The sequence below is a fragment of the Brevundimonas sp. ZS04 genome (genome assembly GCF_001956865.1).
GTDB classification, from domain to species: Bacteria; Pseudomonadota; Alphaproteobacteria; order Caulobacterales; family Caulobacteraceae; genus Brevundimonas; species Brevundimonas diminuta.
On record NZ_MTHE01000006.1, the window covers coordinates 39,798 to 55,636 of the forward strand.

Here is a 15,839-nt window from a genome sequence, read left to right on the forward strand (position 1 = left end):
GAGGGAAATCGATGTCTCGTCTTCTTCGCGGAGCGGCGTTGGCTGCTCTGAGCCTGGCCGCCGTATCCGCCGCCGGGGCCGCTTCGGCCCAGAGCTACAACCGTCTGGTGGTGTTCGGCGACAGCCTGTCGGACAACGGCAACCTGTATCTGGCGACGGGCGGAACCACGCCGACCTCGCCGCCCTATGGCGCGGGGCGATTCTCCAACGGGCCGGTGTTCACCGAGCGGCTGGGCTTCACCGCCGCCAACTTCATGGGGCCGGTGACGGGCAGCATCAACTACGCCTTCGGCGGAGCGCGCACCGATAGCCAGGCCCAGCCGCTGGGGATGCGGCTGCAGCTGGGTCAGTATCTGCAGCGCGGCGGCAAGTTCGGCGCGAACGATCTGGTCAGCGTGCTGGGCGGAGCGAACAACATCTTCCAGGGTCTCCCGGCGGCGGGGGCTTCGCCCAACCCGACCGGCTCCATCGCCCCTGTGGCGCAGAGCGCGGCGGCGGACATCAACTTCATCGTCAACGGCATCGCCGAAGCCGGGGCGGGGACCGTGCTGGTCACCAACCTGCCCAAGCTGAGTCTGACGCCGCAGTTCAGAGGCACGCCCGCCGCGCCGCTGGCCGACTACGCCGTCACGACGTTCAACGGGGCCCTGCTGACCGGGCTGAACACGACGGCTGCGGCGCGGCCGGGAACGAACATCATCCTGATGGACCTGTTCAAGGTCGGGGACGTGATTTCGGCCAACCCCAGCGCCTTCGGCGTGTCGAACGTGACCCAGGCCTGCTTCAACGGTGTGACCCTGTGCTCCAACCCGGACGACTACTTCTATTTCGACGGGGTTCACCCGACGGCCAAGGGCCATGCGGTGATCGCGCGTCTGGCGAACGACTACCTTTACTACGGCGATCTGGGCAGCCAGACGGCGGTGCTGGGCGAGACAGCGTGGCGGCACCGCGAGGACGCGCTGGACGGCTCGACCGCCGTCCTGTCGGGGCGTGAGGCGTGGACGGGCGGAACCTCGATCTCGGTCGAGGGGCTGGCCGACAAGACCGAGACGGATGCGCGCGGCGCCATCGGCAAGGCGACTTCCGACGGCTATGGCGTGCGCATCGCGTTGGAAAGCGGCACGGAAAGCCTGCGCTTCGGCCTGGCCGGCTCCTATCGCAACGCGGACGTGGATGCGGGCGCCCTGCGCGCCGACGTCGACAGCTTCGGGCTGGACGTCTACGGCGGCTGGCGCTCCGGTGATGTCTTCCTCAATGCGGCGGCGGGCGTGGCCCAGGACGACTTCAACGACGTTAACCGCCTGACCAGTCTGGCGCCGATCGTCCACAGCGGCTCGACGCGCGGCGTCTCGACCGGGGCGCGTCTGCAGGGCGGCATGTGGTTCGATCTGGGCGGCTTCGCCCTGTCGCCGCGCGCGGCTGTGGCCTGGATCAACGCCGACGTGGACGGATTCTATGAACAGGGTCCGGCGGCGCAATACGCCTATGCCGACCGTTCGGTGCAGGCGACGACGGCCGAGATCGCCCTGCGCGCCGAGGGCGGGACCGAGCGGATCCGTTTCTACGCCGAGGGCGGCTATCGTGACAGCCTGAGCGACGACAGCGACGCCGTGCGCACCGGCATCCTGGGCAATCCCGCCCAGGTTCTGGCCCGCGACGTGGATCTGCCGTTCGGGGGGCAGGTGCTGGCCGCCGCCGGGATCGAGGGCACGGTCATGGAGCGGCTGAAGGTGTCGATCGGCTACAAGGGCCGCTTCGGCGATCATGCCGACAGCCATATGGCGGCGGTGAAACTGAGCCTGCCGCTGTAGGTCTGGAAAACGAAGGTTTCCGAGGTGCGACCCCGTGTCGCCCTCGGAGCGCCCCATTCATGTCCCGGTGAAATTGCAAAAGACGGTCAATTCCTGCCGTCGGCGACTTTGAGTTTTCGCTGCCTGTGCGCGTGTTTCGCGCCTTTCTGACGGCTCCTCCGCGCTGACGATGCGCTCAAAATGAGTCGTTAGAGTATGCGTTTAGTTCCCCCGGCCGTGCGGCCGCATGTGATCCGTTTCGGTCAGACAGGCGCCCTGGCCGGTCTGGCGATCCTGGCGATGGCGGCCGCCCCTGTCGGCATGATCGCCGCCTCGCCCGAGAAGGTCGTCGAGGTTTCGGCGCCCATCGCTCCGCCGGTGAAGGCGGTGGCGGAGCCTGCCGGTCCCGTCACCCGCAAGATCGTCTTTGAGGCCCCGCTGAAGGGGTATCGCATCAACTCGCCCTTCGGCCTGCGCAAGTTGGCGATCGAGGCCAAGGCGCGGGCCCACAAGGGCGTGGACGTCGCCGCCCCGACCGGCACCGGCGTCTTCGCCACGACCGAGGGCAAGGTGCTGCGCGCGGGTTATCAGGCGGGCGGCTACGGCAACTTCATCGAGCTGCAGCATCCCAACGGCATGACGAGCCTGTACGCCCACCTCAGCCGCATCGACGTTCACTCCGGCAAGACGGTGACGGCGGGCGAGCGCATCGGCCTGGTCGGCTCGACCGGCTATTCGACCGGCCCCCACCTGCATTTCGAGGTGCGTCGCAACGGCGGTCAGGTCGACCCAGCCAAGATCGTCGGCCAGAGCTTCGACATCCGGGTGAAGGCCCCGGTCTGACCCCATCAGACGGCGCGGCATCATGACCAAACCGTAATGTAAAATACCCTTTCCATTGCCTGCGCGCTGCCGTTAGATTCGATCCTTGGGCTTTTTGCAGGGGGACCGAATGGTCGCGGCGCTGACGCTGGATGGAATCAGTAAGAGATACGGAGGCTTCCAGGCGGTCTCCGACCTGAGCTTCCAGGTCGAGAAGGGCTCGATCTGCGGTTTCTTGGGCCCGAACGGGGCGGGCAAGACCTCGACGCTACGGATGATCCTGGGGCTGCAACCGGCCACCACCGGCCGCATCGACATCTTGGGCGCGGACGACGGCCGCAAGGTGCGCGATCGGATCGGCTTCCTGCCCGAGGAGCGGGGCCTCTATAAAAAGATGACGCCGGTGGACGCCATCGCCTTCTTCGGCGGGCTGAAGGGCCTGCCCCTGCCCGAAGGCCGCCGTCGCGGCCGCGAGATGCTGGAGCAGATGGGCCTGGGCGAAGCCAGCAAGAAGAAGATGAAGGAACTGTCCAAGGGGATGGCCCAGAAGGTTCAGCTGATCGCCTCGGTCGTGCATCAGCCGGAGTTCGTGATCCTGGACGAGCCGTTCTCGGGCCTCGATCCGATGAACCAGCAGGGACTGGAGGCCATGATCCGCGCTCTGGCCGACAACGGGGCGACGGTTCTGTTCTCGACCCACGTCATGCAGCACGCCGAGCGTCTGTGCGACAAGGTGGTGCTGCTGGCCCGCGGCCGTAAGGCGTTCGAGGGCACGGTGGATGAGGCGCGGGCGACTTCGCCACGCTTTCTGGAGCTGGAAGGGGCGCTGGATCGAAACGCGGTCGCCGCCCTGCCGGGCGTCGGCGGAATCGAGGTGCTGGTCGAGGACGGCCCCGTCAGCACCCTGCGCGTCGGCCTGACGCCGGGAGCGGAGGCGCAAAGCGCCCTGCGCGCCGCCTTCCTGGGCGGGCTGGACGTAAGGCGCTTCCAGATGAAGGAGCCGACCCTGCACGACGCCTTCATCGCCCTGACCGGCGACCACCCGGACGAAGATCAGTCCGTCTCCAAGACCGATAAAGCGGGAGCCGCCTGATGAACCGGATTCTTCTGATCGCGCGCCGCGAGTTCCTGGCCTACGCCAAGACGGTCGGCTTCTGGCTGTCCCTGCTGGCCTTTCCGCTGTTCGCCGTTCTGGGCGGGGCGATCCCCGCCTTGATGAACCACGCCGAGCCGGTGCGCGAGGCCGTCATCATTGACGAGACCCCGGCCGGGTCCGGTCTGGCCGTCGCCGTGCGTCAGGCGCTGGAGATGGAGCGCGGGCGGGCCGACATCGCCGCCCTGCGGATGGCCGCCGTGCCCGAAGCCGGGACGGCGGGCGGCGACCGCGTGCGCGAAGCCGCCGAGAAGGGCGGCTTCGACGCCGGGCTGGAGGCGTTGAAGAAGGAGGCGCCGCGCGCTGGGGCAAGCTTCAAGACGCCCAAGCGCGCGTTCGAACTGGTCGAGGCGCCCGCCGCCCTGACCGCCGCTGCGCCGGGCGAGGCGCGCGACGCTCTGGCCCGCCGCTATGTCGACAAGGACGCGCCCGAGGACGAAAAGCTGAACGCCGTCGTCTTCCTGACCGAGAAGGACGGCAAGCCGGGCGCCCGCGTCTGGACCGGACGCGCCACCGACGACGTGGTCGAGGACGCCGTCCGCGACGCCCTGAAGTCCGCCAACCGCAGCCGCGTCTTCGTCGCCAGCGGCATCGACCCCGCGGTGGTGTCGGATACGGAGATGTTCCGCCCGGACGTCTCGGTCTTCTCGCCGCGCGCCGCGTCGGGGGGCGAGGTGTCGTTCCGTGACAAACTGCCGGTGATCGTCGGCCTGGCGGTCGGCTTCATCCTGTGGTCGCTGATCATGACCGGCGCCTCCATCCTGCTGAACAGCGTGATGGAGGAGAAGTCGAACAAGATCCTGGAGGTGCTGCTGTCCTCGGCTTCGGCGACCGAGATCCTGACGGGCAAGGTGCTGGGCGTGGCCCTGCTGACCCTGGCCGTGCTGGGAACCTGGGGCGGCATCGGCGCCGTCGGCCTGATGGCCGCCATGCCCGATGTGGCGCGGGACATCGGCTCGGTGCTGCTGGCCGACGGCCTGTTCGTCTACTTCCTGCTGTTCCTGGTCGGCGGCTATCTGATGTATGCGGTGCTGTTCGCCGCCATCGGCGCCTTCTGCGACACGCCGCGTGACGCCCAGACCCTGATGGGACCGATCATGATGGTGCTGATCGTGCCGATCCTGGTCATGCAGATGGCCATCCGCACGCCGGACGCCATGGTGGTGAAGGTCATCAGCCTGATCCCGCCCTTCACCCCCTTCGTCATGGCCGCGCGCGCGCCCAGCGGGCCGCCCCTGATCGAGATCATCGGCGGCCTGATCGGGATGTTCCTGTTCGCGGCTCTGATGGTCTGGGCGGCGGGGCGCGCCTTCCGCGCGGGCGCCCTGTCGGACGTGAAGCTGAGCTGGAAGAGCTTCATGGGCGCCGTGACGGGGCGATGAGGTCTAGGGGAGGGAGGGCCTTGCCTCTCTCCCGTTCATCCCGGCGGAAGCCGGGGCCGTGAGCCGAAACAGACAAAGAAAAAGGCCGCCCCGGCGATCCGGGGCGGCCTTTGATCTTTCAGGCGTCAGCGGGTCTTAGCGACCGCGACCCTTCGGAGCCGGCAGCAGGCCTTCGCGCTGGGCGCGCTTGCGGGCCAGCTTGCGGGCGCGACGGACGGCTTCAGCCTTTTGGCGAGCGCGCTTTTCCGACGGCTTTTCAAAGTGCACGTGACGCTTCATTTCGCGGAAGCTGCCTTCGCGCTGCATCTTCTTCTTCAGGGCCTTGAGCGCCTGATCGACATTGTTGTCGCGGACGAAAATCTGAACCAGGGGTCTCTCTCCTTTGGCCGCCCGCCGCGTCCTTTCCAAGGGAGACGGGCAGACAAAACAAAACCACGCTCGAGAGGAAGGCCTCTCAAGTGAAGGCGCGCTGATACATGATCGGGGGGGGCGTGTCCAGATCGTCGCGCCTAATCGTGATGGGTCGAAACGCCCGCCGGATGGGCGTATCGTGCCGCCCATGACCGAGACAGCCGACACCGCTCCGAAAGGCGATTGGGCCGACCGCACAGAACAGGCCGTTCTGGCTGCGGCCATAGAACGCGCGCCCGCGCTGGGCTGGAACGCGCGCCTGACGCGCGCCGCGTGCGAGGCCTGCGGCCTGTCGCTGGGCGACCAGGAACTGCTGCTGCCCAACGGCCCGCGCGATCTGGCGGTCCTGCTGTCGCGTCGCCACGACGCCCGCGCGCTGAAGGCGCTGGAAGCCACGCCCGCGTCCACGATGAAGATTCGCGAACGAATCGCCGCCGCCGTCTCGGCGCGAATGGAAGCGGGGGCGCAGGACATCGAGGCCGCCAAGCGCTGCGCGGGCTTCCTCAGCCTGCCGACCAACGTCGACCTGGGCTTCAAGTTGGCGTGGGAGACGGCGGATCATCTGTGGCGCTGGGCCGGGGATACGGCGACGGACCAGAATCACTACTCCAAGCGAACGATTTTGGGCGGCATCCTGATTCCCGCCCTGACGATGCGCTGGTTCGACGGGCGCGAGGCGGCGGAAGGCTTCGTCGCCCGCCGCATCGACAACGTCATGGCCTTCGAGAAGTGGAAGGCGGGCAAGGACTTCGACGCCCCGGTCCGCACGATCACCGACGTGCTGGGGCGGCTGCGGTACGGCGCCAAGGCCTAACTGCCCTCTCCCGATGGGAGAGGGCTTGAGCCTCCAAGAGCGCAGCGATTGGCAAGGCGAAAGGGTGAGGGTTCCCGGCTTGCCGTTCCCCCTCGCGGCTCGCACAGTCCTTCTATGACGAACTCCCGAACCGACCGTGCGCGTGGGTTGCGCCAGTCGTCCGGGCGGGCGGAGGAGCGTGTCTGGGCGGTTGTGCGCGGCGGGAAGATTGATGGGCACAAGTTTCGCCGTCAGCACCCTATCGGACCTTATTTTGCGGACTTCGCCTGCGACCGGCTGCGTCTGATCATCGAGATCGACGGCGGGGTGCATCGGTTGGACGACGTGGCGGCGCGTGATGTTCAGCGGCAGCAGGCGCTTGAGGCGCTGGGCTGGGCCGTGATCCGGGTGACGAACGATCAGGTCTTTGAGGCGCCGGAGTTCTTGGTTGAAGCGGTGAAGGCGTACGCGCGGCGCATGAACGGCTGATCGCCAACCCTCACCCTTTCGCCTTGACCAATCGCTTCGCTCTTGGAGGCTCAAGCCCTCTCCCATTGGGAGAGGGAAGGCGGGGAGAGGGTTAAAGGATGCGGTTGACGTGCGCCATCTTGCGTCCCGGCCGGGCGTCGTGCTTGCCGTAGAGGTGCAGGCGGGCGTCGGGCTGGGCGGCCAGCGCGCGCCAGTCCTCGACCTCGGCGCCCAGCAGATTGGTCATCTCGATGCGGGCGTGGGCCTGCGTGGGGCCCAGGGGCCAGCCGACGACGGCGCGGACGTGCTGCTCGAACTGGTCGCAGACGCAGCCGTCCTGGGTCCAGTGGCCGGTGTTGTGGACGCGCGGGGCGACCTCGTTCACCAGCAGTTCGCCGTCGCCCATGTCGAACAGTTCGATGCCCATGACGCCGATGTAGTCGAGGCCGTCCAGCACCGCGGCGGCGATCTGTTCGGCGCGCGCCTGCGTGGCGGGATCGACGGCGGCGGGGGCGATGGTGGTCTTCAGCACCCCGTTCTTGTGGACGTTCTCGCCCAGGGGGTAGACGGCGACCGCGCCGTCGTGGCCGCGGGCGGCGATGATCGACAGCTCGCGCTGGAAGACGGCGGCGGCTTCCAGCACGGCGGGACGGCGGCCGATGGCGTCGAAGGCGGCCTCGGCCTCGGCGGCGTCGCGAATCCAGACCTGGCCCTTGCCGTCATAGCCCTCGCGTCGGGTCTTCAGCAGGGCGGGCAGGCCCAGGCGTTCGATGGCGTTGGTGAGGTCATCCAGCGTCGTCACGGCGGCGAAGGCCACGGTCGGGGCGTCGACGGCGTTCAGATAGGTCTTCTCGTCCACCCGGTCCTGGCCGACGGCCAGGGCGGTCGGTCCCGGCGCGACCAGGGCGCCCGCTTCGGCCAGGGTCTCGACCGAGGCGGCGGGGACGTTCTCGAACTCGAAGGTGACGACGTCGCACAGACGGCCCAGCGCCTGGAGCGCGTCGGGGTCGTCATAGGGCGCGGTGATCTGGGCGCGCGAGACGCGGGCGGCCGGGCAGTCCGGCTGGGGATCGAGGATCACCACGTCGAAGCCCAGGCGCGAGGCGGCCTGGCTCAACATCCGGCCCAACTGGCCCCCGCCGAGAATGCCGAGGGTCGATCCGGGGGGCAGGGGCAACTGGGGCATCAGTCCTCGACCGTTTCGGCGACGGATTCGGTTTGGGCGGCGCGGAAGGCTGACAGGCGCTCGGCGACGGACGTGTCGGACAGAGCCAGGATCTGCGCCGCGAGAATCCCGGCGTTCGCGGCGCCCGCCTCGCCGATCGCCAGCGTAGCGACGGGCACGCCGCCGGGCATCTGGACGATCGACAGCAGGGAATCGAGGCCCTTCAACGCCTTGGACTGGACCGGCACGCCCAGCACCGGCAGGTCGGTCATGGAGGCGGCCATGCCCGGCAGGTGGGCCGCGCCCCCGGCGCCCGCGATAATGACCTTGAAGCCCTTGTCCTTGGCCGTGGTGGCGAAGTCATAGAGGCGCTGGGGCGTGCGGTGGGCGCTGACGACTTTGGCCTCCCAGGCGACGCCCAGCTGATCCAGACGGTCGGCGGCCAACTTCATCGTGGGCCAGTCGGAGCGGCTGCCCATGATGATGGCGACAGGAGGCGTCGTGGCCGGCGGCGTGGAGGCGGTCATGCGCAAAGGCTCCCCAAGCGGAAAGCGGCCCGTTACAGCACCCGCGTTGCGCCCGCAACCGAGGACGCTAGACTCTGGTGCGTCGCGGGCCTTTGAGTCGGCCGGAAAAGCGACGCCGGAGCCCGCCTTGAATCCACTGGCCGATCAGACCATCGCTCCGGTTTCGGAAGACGAACTGCACGCCGAACTCGCGCGCCTGCGCGCCGAGGTGACGGCCCTGACCGAACGGGCCGAGCGAGCCGAGGCCCTGGCGGATCATGACGTGCTGACGCCCGCGCTGAACCGGCGCGGCTTCATGACGGTGCTGGCGCGCAACCTGGCCTATTGCCGCCGCCACGGGGTCGAGGCGGCGCTGCTGTATCTCGACCTGGACGGGTTCAAGGGCATCAACGACGACCTGGGCCATGCGGCGGGCGACGCGGCGCTGATCGCCGTGGCCGAGCTGTTGCTGGCGAACGTGCGCGAGTCCGACGCCGTGGGCCGCATGGGCGGGGACGAGTTCACCGTGTTGCTGATGAACGCCGGCGCCGAGGAAGGGCGCGAGAAGGCGCGGCGGCTGAGCGAGGCGCTGCAGAGCGAAGGCTTCATCTGGGATGGGACGCGGTTGGCGCTGGGCGGTTCGTTCGGCGTGCGGGCCTATGCTGAACAGGCCGACGCGGAGGTCTGGCTGTCCGAGGCGGATGCGGCCATGTGGCTGCGCAAGAAGGCGCGGCCGGAGGCGACGCGCTGACGAATTGAAAAGGGCGCCGAGGTCAGCCTCGGCGCCCTTCTTTTCTTAGTCGTTCAGCAGGCTGTTGCGGCGGCTGTACAGCAGATAGACCGCCACGCCGATCACGTTCCAGATGACGAAGTTGATCTGGGTCGAGGCGGGCAGGCTGAAGAACAGGTAGACGCAACCCGCGATGGCCACCGGGCCGACCAGCCACCACACCGGAGCACGGAAGACGCGCGGACGGCCAGGCTCGCGACGACGCAGCACGATCAGGCACAGGCCGACCGAGGCGAAGGCCACCAGCGTTCCGGCGTTGGCCAGGGCGGCCAGGTCGCCCAGCGGAATGAAGCCGGCGATGATCGCCATCAGGACGGCCGTGCCCGCCGTCACGCGCACCGGCCCGCCCGAACGCTCGGACACATGGGCCAGGCTGCGCGGCAGCAGGCCGTCGCGCGCCATGACGAAGAAGATGCGGCTCTGGCCGAACATGAAGGCCAGGATGACGGTGGGCAGGGCGACGACCGCCGCGCCCGCGATCAGCGTGGCCCACAGGTCCGATCCGACGGTGCGGATGATGTGAGACAGGGGTTCGGGCGACTTCATGAAGTCGGTGAAGGGCATGGCGCCCAGGGCGGCGATGGCCACGGCCATGTAGATGACGACGCAGGCTGCCATCGAGCCGATGATGCCGATGGTCAGGTCGCGGGCGGGGTTGCGGGTCTCTTCTGCCGCCGTGGCCACGGCGTCGAAGCCGTAGAAGGCGAAGAAGATGATGGCCGCCGCCGCCATGACGCCCATCTCGGCGCCGATGCCGTGCGAGAAGCCGTAGGGCATGAAGGGCTTGAGGTTGGCCGGGTTGAAGTGGGGCAGGGCGATCGCCACGAAGGCGATCAGGGCGGCGATCTTGACCACCACCAGCACGGCGTTGATCGAGGCGCTTTCCTTGGTGCCGGCGACCAGCAGGCCCGCCACGGCGGCGACGATGATGACGGCGGGCAGGTTGACGATGCCGCCCTGCGACGGGGCCGAGGTCAGCATGGCGGGCAGGCCCATGCCGATGCCTTCCATCATGCCCGAGAAATAACCCGCCCAGCCCACGGCCACGGCCGAACAGACGACGGTGTACTCAAGGATCAGGCTCCAGCCGACCATCCAGGCCGCGCCCTCGCCCAGGGTGGTGTAGGAATAGGTGTAGGCCGAGCCCGACTCCGGGATCATGGTCGCCAGCTCGGCGTAGGCCAGGGCGGCGCAGACGCAGACGATTCCCGCAATGACGAAGGCCAGCATGACCGCAGGTCCGGCCCGTTCGGCCCCCACGCCGATCAGGGTGTAGATGCCGGTGCCGACAATGGCGCCGACGCCCAGGGCGACCAGATGCGGCCAGGACAGGGTGGGTTTCAGGCCATGAGCCTTGGGCGGCCCTCCCAGCGCAGGCAGAGCCTTGCGGCGTGTCATGAAACTCATGCGTCTTCCCCCAGACGGTTCTTGGCGGCGGATGTGAAAATATTCGGAATAACGGTGTTTTTCCGTAGTATTCTCGGCAAAGGCTTGGGGTGGCCAAGCTATGCCGCAACAGAAAAAACGACCCTGAAAGGCCGCTTCATATCCTGATCATTGGATCATAAATTCAGATTTGCCGCAGAAACAACGTTTCGATCCTGCATTTGGCCTGAAAAAGCGCATTTCGAAGATGGCTCAGTTTTTCGACGATCGTGTGAATTTTATTTCGTCGTACCGGCAATATCCGAAGCTCATGCTTCCTCCGGGGTGCTAGCGATTCAAGGACCGGTCAAACGCCGGACAAGCGCTTGCAGGGGCTTCGGCCCCCAATCTTGGGAGGGATTGCAGCTTGCGGACGACGCTAGGGGTGAAGGCTGTCCTTATGGGGGCGGGGGCTGTCTGCGCGGCGGCGCTGTTGTTGGCGACGGGGGCGCCGAGCACGGCTGTGGCCCAGACGCAGGCCCAGGGCCAGGCTCAGGCGGCTCAGGCGCGCGCCACGCTCAATCCGGCGCCGCCGCGCCGCGCCGATGAGGGTTTCGGTCCCTATCCGTTGATGGTGGTGCGCGGCGCCATGCTGATCGACGGCACGGGCGCGCCGCCCATGGGGCCGGTCGACATCGTCATCGAGAACGACAAGATCACGGACATCATCCAGGCCGGTTGGCCCGGACTGCCCGAGCGTGAGGGCCGCCCGCCGCTGAACGCGGCGCATGAGATCGATGCGCGCGGCATGTACGTCATGCCCGGCTTCGTCGACGCCCACGCCCACGGCGGCAGCCCGCAGAAGGCGCCGGACCTGGAGTATGTCTACAAGCTGTGGCTGGCCCACGGCGTGACCACTGTGCGCGGCGTCAGCCTGGCGCCGCATGACATCGCCGTGTCGGAGAAGGCCCGTTCGGCGCGCGGCGAGATCGTCGCCCCGCGCATCTTCAACTATCAGACCATCGGCTCAGGCTGGTCGCGCGGCCGCATCCGCAACCCCGAGATGGCGCGCGAATGGGTGCGCTGGGGCGCGGCCAACGGCGTGGACGGCATCAAATTCTTCCTGCGCGGCGACGAGACGCCCGAGGTGGTCCTGGCCGCCATCGACGAGGCCAAGAAGAACCACATGGGCACGGTGGCCCACATCGCCCAGCCGGGCGTGGCCCAGTTGAACGCCGAACAGCTGGCGGCGGCGGGCCTGGGGACCATCACCCACTTTTACGGCCACTTCGAGTCGCTGCTGGGCGGGCGGACGATCCAGGACTATCCGACCGACTACAACTTCTACGACGAGCAGAAGCGCTTCGGCGAAGCGGCCGAGATCTGGGACGAGGTCGAGCCGGGTTCGGCGCAATGGTACGCCTATCTGGAGGCGCAGAAGAAGGCGGGCGTCGTCTTCGATCCGACCATGACCATCTATGCGGCGTCGCGCGATCTGATGCGGGCGCGCAACGCGCCCTGGCACCAGACCTATACGCTTCCGGCGCTGGCGGACTATTTCCAGTCCACGCGCGACAATCACGGCAGCTACTTCTTCGACTGGACGACTTCGAACGAGGTGGCGTGGCGCCGCTTCTACGAGCGGTTCATGCGGCTGGTGAACGACTACAAGAAGGTCGGCGGTCGGGTGACGGTGGGATCGGACTCCGGATTCATCTGGAAGCTGTACGGTTTTGGCTACATCGAGGAGCTGGAGCTGCTGCAGGAGGCGGGCTTCCACCCGCTGGAGATCGTGCGCGCCGCGACGATGGACGGGGCGACGACCCTGGCCGAGCCGACCGGCAAGGCGCCGACCTTCGGTATCGTGCGGCCGGGCATGAGCGCGGATCTGGTCATCACGACCGAGAATCCGCTGGCGAATTTCAAGACCTTGTACGGCACCGGACATGAGCGCCTGAGCCCCGAGAACCGCATCGAGACGGTCGGCGGGGTGCGTTGGACGGTGGCGCGCGGGGTCGCCTACGACGCGCCGGCTCTGCTGGCCGACGTCAAGGCGATGGTCGATCGGCAAAAAGCCGAACGAGGGGAGGCGCAAGGAGGGCGCTGATCCAAAACAGCGACGCAGGCGACGCCGAATGGGGACGGCCCGCCTGGGTTTCAGATCAAAAACGAGGGGTGATCGAATGAGACTGTCTGCGTATCTGAAGACCGGCACGATAATCGCCGGTCTGGCCGTCACGGCCGCCGCCGCCCAGCCTGCCTGGGCCCAATCCGAAACGCCTGCCTCCGAGCCGGAAGCCAGCGCTGTCGCCGACATCGTCGTGACGGGCTCGCGTATCCGCCGCCCGAACGTCGAGGCGGCGACGCCCGTCAACGTCGTCGACGCCCAGGAGATCGAGAACACCGGCGTCACCAACCTGATCGACGCCATGTCGCGTCAGCCGCAGGTCGGCCTGGGCGCCTCGGCCTCCAGCACCACCAACACCGTCGCCGGCCAGGGGCTGGCCACGCTGAACCTGCGTAATCTGGGGGCCAGCCGCACCCTGGTGCTGGTCAACGGCCGCCGCCATGTCGCCGGCACGGCGGGCACCAGCGCGGTGGACGTGAACTCCATCTCCAAGACGACGATCGCACGCATCGACACGGTGACGGGCGGTTCGTCGGCGGTCTATGGCGCGGACGCCGTGGCCGGGGTGGTCAACTTCATCACCAAGCAGGACTTCGACGGCATCGCCGTCCAGACGCAGTACGGCTCGGCCGACGGTCCGAACACCTACTACGGCTCGGTCGCCGTGGGTCGGAACTTCAATGACGACCGGACCAACATCATGGGCGCTCTGACCTATGACAAGTCCGAGGGGCTGTTCCGCCACGAGCGCGACTACGCCATGAGCTCCCTGGCCGAGATTCCGAACCCGAACAAGAAGAGCGCCAACGACGGCCTGCCGTCCTTCATCATGGCGCGGGACGTCTACACCAACACCCAGAACGACTTCTTCACCCCGGTCATCGTCACGCCGATCGGCGCCAACAAGGCCTTCGCCCTGACCTTCACGCCGGACGGCAAGCTGGTCCCGTTCGACCGCGGCCAGATCCTGTACGACGGCGCCGGGCGCGAGCAGAAGCTGTCGATCGGCGGCGACGGCTTCAAGCTGCGCGACGACATGCTGCGCACCCCGGTCGAGCGTTTCGGCGGCGAGCTGCAGCTGCGCCACCAGTTCCAGCCCTCGGGCGACTTCATCAGCGAACTGAATCTGTTCGCCGAAGCCAAGTATTTCCATATGGAGGCCAGCAGCCAGGCGCGGAACGGCACCTTCGCCGACAGTTCGCCGGGCATGTCGACGGGCAACGCCTATCGTATCAAGGCGGATAACGCCTTCCTGCCTGATGAACTGAAGACCATGCTGGCGCAGGCCAATATGGCGTTCTTCGACATCAGCCGGATCGACACCGACTTCGGCATCCGCACCACGCAAAGCGTCTACGACACCACGCGCTTCGTGACCGGGGTGGACGGCGCCTTCAGCAACGGCTGGCGGTTCGAGGCCTACGTCAACTACGGCCAGACCGAGTCGGAGTTCACCAACTTCGACCGTTTGCAGAAGGAGTTTTATGAATCGATCGACGCCTGGCGCGATCCGTCGACGAACCAGATCGTCTGCCGCAGCGCGGATGCGCGGGCGCGGGGTTGCCAGCCGCTGAACCTGTTCGGCGCCTATGTCGGCTCTCAGGAGGCGATCGACTATTCCTACATCTACACGGTTCGCAATGATCGCATCCGTCAGTGGAACGCGGTGGCCAGCGTCAACGGCGAGCTGTTCTCCTATCCGTCGCTGTTCAGCGGAACCAGCCTGCCGGTCGCCTTCGCGGCGGGCGTGGAATGGCGCAAGGAAGCCAGCCGCGCCGTGCCGGACATGCGTTCGCAGAAGGCGCTGATCTTCCAGAACACCCAGGCCAGAACCGAGGGCGCCTATGAGTCCAAGGAAATCTTCGGCGAGGTGAATCTGCCGCTGCTGGCCGACGTGCCCTTCATCCAGTATCTGGACCTCACGGCGGCCTATCGCTTCCAGGACTACACCACCACGGGCGGCGACAGCAGCTATGGCCTGGGCATGGAGTGGACGGTCGACCGCAACATCCGTTTCCGCGCCAACTACGCCAAGGCCGTGCGCGCGCCGAACATCAGCGAACTGTTCGACGGCGGCAGCGAAGGCTTCGCCTTGTTCGACGATCCCTGCGACGCGACGCGGTTGAACCTGGGCAACTATCCCGCCAACCGCAAGGCGAACTGCGCGGCCCTGGGCCTGGCGCCCGACTTCACCCAGTCGATCGCGACCAAGCCGTCCGTCAGCAAGGGCAACCCGGACCTGAACCCGGAAGAGGGCGAAACCCTGACGCTGGGCGTCGTCCTGACGCCGACCTTCCTGCCGGGCCTGGCGGTCACCATCGACCACTACGACATCAAGATCAGCGACGTCATCGCCTCGTTCGGCGCGCGCACGATCATCAACAACTGCGTCGACAGCCCGACCCTGGACAATCCGTTCTGCGGCAACGTCATGCGCGGCGCCGACGGCAACATCAGCCGGGTGATCAACCAGGTGATGAACGTCGCCGAGTACACCAACTCGGGTTGGGACGTGACGGCGTCCTATCGCACGGACCTAGAGGCCTTGGGCCTGCCGCCCTACGGCTCGCTGTCGTTCAACGTGGCGGCGGGCTTCCTGGACGAGCTGACCTATGATCCGGTTCCGGGCGACGCCAGCGTGCGCGACGAACAGGCCGGCGAGGCGCCCAATCCCAAGCGCCGGGTCAACTTCCGCGTGTCGTGGGACTATGACAAGCTGTCGCTGTCCTACGCCAACCGCTACCTGAGCAGCGTCGTGCGCAGCAATCAGGACTCTGTCGGCTCGTACGAAGTGTGGAAGGCTCCGTCGTGGCTGACCCACGACCTGCGCGCCGAGTATCGGTTCGATCGCTTCTCTGTCTTCGGCGGGGTGAACAACTTCACCGATGAAGCGCCGCCGCAGACGCCGTTCACCTGGACTGGAACGTCGTTATATAACGGCTTCAACGCCAGCATCTACAATAACCTTGGCCGTTACGTGTACATTGGCGTGAACGCCCAGTTCTAATCCAGAATGGGAAGCCGTCCGGTCTCGGGCGGCTTCTCACCTTGGAGACGCTGACA

The 15,839-nt window shown here is 67.2% G+C and carries 13 protein-coding genes; 9 read left to right on the forward strand and 4 right to left on the reverse strand.

Annotated features, from left to right (window positions below):
* Positions 1–11: 11 nt before the first annotated feature.
* The 4 genes from BJP32_RS09485 to BJP32_RS09500 all read left to right on the forward strand — a co-directional run bounded on the left by BJP32_RS09485 (position 12) and on the right by BJP32_RS09500 (position 5,150).
* Positions 12–1,814, forward strand: coding sequence for an autotransporter domain-containing protein (locus tag BJP32_RS09485; protein WP_076223821.1), 1,803 nt, complete (start codon positions 12–14; stop codon positions 1,812–1,814).
* Positions 1,815–2,009: 195 nt separating this feature from the next.
* Entirely contained in the window at positions 2,010–2,636 is a 627-nt protein-coding gene (locus tag BJP32_RS09490; RefSeq protein ID WP_040345849.1) for a M23 family metallopeptidase, read from the forward strand.
* A gap of 109 nt (positions 2,637–2,745) precedes the next feature.
* Positions 2,746–3,708, forward strand: a complete 963-nt coding sequence (locus BJP32_RS09495; RefSeq protein ID WP_046653303.1) for an ABC transporter ATP-binding protein — start codon at positions 2,746–2,748, stop codon at positions 3,706–3,708.
* Complete coding sequence (locus BJP32_RS09500; protein ID WP_046653304.1) at positions 3,708–5,150, forward strand: ABC transporter permease; 1,443 nt, start codon at positions 3,708–3,710, stop codon at positions 5,148–5,150. The genes BJP32_RS09495 and BJP32_RS09500 overlap by 1 nt, the downstream gene beginning before the upstream one ends.
* Before the next feature lie 135 nt (positions 5,151–5,285).
* Here the strand turns inward: BJP32_RS09500 and rpsU are convergent, their stop codons facing one another.
* A complete protein-coding gene (gene rpsU, locus BJP32_RS09505; RefSeq protein ID WP_087139870.1) occupies positions 5,286–5,519 on the reverse strand; it encodes a 30S ribosomal protein S21 in 234 nt (77 codons plus the stop codon).
* A 190-nt stretch (positions 5,520–5,709) separates the two neighbouring features.
* Here rpsU and BJP32_RS09510 point away from each other — a divergent pair, with 190 nt between their 5' ends.
* Together BJP32_RS09510 and BJP32_RS09515 are read left to right on the forward strand one after the other, a co-directional pair.
* Positions 5,710–6,375 (forward strand): COQ9 family protein, encoded by a 666-nt coding sequence (locus BJP32_RS09510; protein WP_046653306.1) that lies wholly within the window; start codon positions 5,710–5,712, stop codon positions 6,373–6,375.
* A gap of 114 nt (positions 6,376–6,489) precedes the next feature.
* Positions 6,490–6,843, forward strand: a complete 354-nt coding sequence (locus BJP32_RS09515; protein WP_046653308.1) for an endonuclease domain-containing protein — start codon at positions 6,490–6,492, stop codon at positions 6,841–6,843.
* Positions 6,844–6,934: 91 nt separating this feature from the next.
* On the opposite strand, the gene BJP32_RS09520 is transcribed toward BJP32_RS09515, so the two are convergent.
* Both BJP32_RS09520 and purE read right to left on the reverse strand, forming a co-directional pair.
* On the reverse strand, positions 6,935–8,008 hold the full coding sequence (locus BJP32_RS09520) for a 5-(carboxyamino)imidazole ribonucleotide synthase (protein ID WP_046653329.1): 1,074 nt from the start codon (positions 8,006–8,008) through the stop codon (positions 6,935–6,937).
* Positions 8,008–8,514, reverse strand: coding sequence for a 5-(carboxyamino)imidazole ribonucleotide mutase (gene purE / locus BJP32_RS09525; protein WP_040345841.1), 507 nt, complete (start codon positions 8,512–8,514; stop codon positions 8,008–8,010). Before purE ends, BJP32_RS09520 begins: the two co-directional genes overlap by 1 nt.
* A gap of 127 nt (positions 8,515–8,641) precedes the next feature.
* Between purE and BJP32_RS09530 the strand changes: the two genes are divergently transcribed.
* Positions 8,642–9,244, forward strand: a complete 603-nt coding sequence (locus BJP32_RS09530) for a GGDEF domain-containing protein (protein WP_046653330.1) — start codon at positions 8,642–8,644, stop codon at positions 9,242–9,244.
* Positions 9,245–9,289: 45 nt separating this feature from the next.
* On the opposite strand, the gene BJP32_RS09535 is transcribed toward BJP32_RS09530, so the two are convergent.
* A complete protein-coding gene (locus BJP32_RS09535; RefSeq protein WP_046653331.1) occupies positions 9,290–10,690 on the reverse strand; it encodes an amino acid permease in 1,401 nt (466 codons plus the stop codon).
* A 385-nt stretch (positions 10,691–11,075) separates the two neighbouring features.
* On the opposite strand from BJP32_RS09535, the gene BJP32_RS09540 reads away from it, so the two are divergent.
* On the forward strand, positions 11,076–12,755 hold the full coding sequence (locus BJP32_RS09540; protein WP_233126796.1) for an amidohydrolase family protein: 1,680 nt from the start codon (positions 11,076–11,078) through the stop codon (positions 12,753–12,755).
* 76 nt (positions 12,756–12,831) lie between these two features.
* A complete protein-coding gene (locus BJP32_RS09545) occupies positions 12,832–15,783 on the forward strand; it encodes a TonB-dependent receptor domain-containing protein (protein ID WP_076223823.1) in 2,952 nt (983 codons plus the stop codon).
* Positions 15,784–15,839: the final 56 nt, after the last annotated feature.

Coding starts and splice junctions, on each gene's coding strand:
- purE (WP_040345841.1), bottom strand. CDS start 8,514: ATGACCGCCTCCACGCCGCCGGCCACGACGCCTCCTGTCGCCATCATC.
- BJP32_RS09545 (WP_076223823.1), top strand. CDS start 12,832: ATGAGACTGTCTGCGTATCTGAAGACCGGCACGATAATCGCCGGTCTG.
- BJP32_RS09485 (WP_076223821.1), top strand. CDS start 12: ATGTCTCGTCTTCTTCGCGGAGCGGCGTTGGCTGCTCTGAGCCTGGCC.
- BJP32_RS09510 (WP_046653306.1), top strand. CDS start 5,710: ATGACCGAGACAGCCGACACCGCTCCGAAAGGCGATTGGGCCGACCGC.
- BJP32_RS09500 (WP_046653304.1), top strand. CDS start 3,708: ATGAACCGGATTCTTCTGATCGCGCGCCGCGAGTTCCTGGCCTACGCC.
- BJP32_RS09520 (WP_046653329.1), bottom strand. CDS start 8,008: ATGCCCCAGTTGCCCCTGCCCCCCGGATCGACCCTCGGCATTCTCGGC.
- BJP32_RS09495 (WP_046653303.1), top strand. CDS start 2,746: ATGGTCGCGGCGCTGACGCTGGATGGAATCAGTAAGAGATACGGAGGC.
- BJP32_RS09515 (WP_046653308.1), top strand. CDS start 6,490: ATGACGAACTCCCGAACCGACCGTGCGCGTGGGTTGCGCCAGTCGTCC.
- BJP32_RS09490 (WP_040345849.1), top strand. CDS start 2,010: ATGCGTTTAGTTCCCCCGGCCGTGCGGCCGCATGTGATCCGTTTCGGT.
- BJP32_RS09535 (WP_046653331.1), bottom strand. CDS start 10,690: ATGAGTTTCATGACACGCCGCAAGGCTCTGCCTGCGCTGGGAGGGCCG.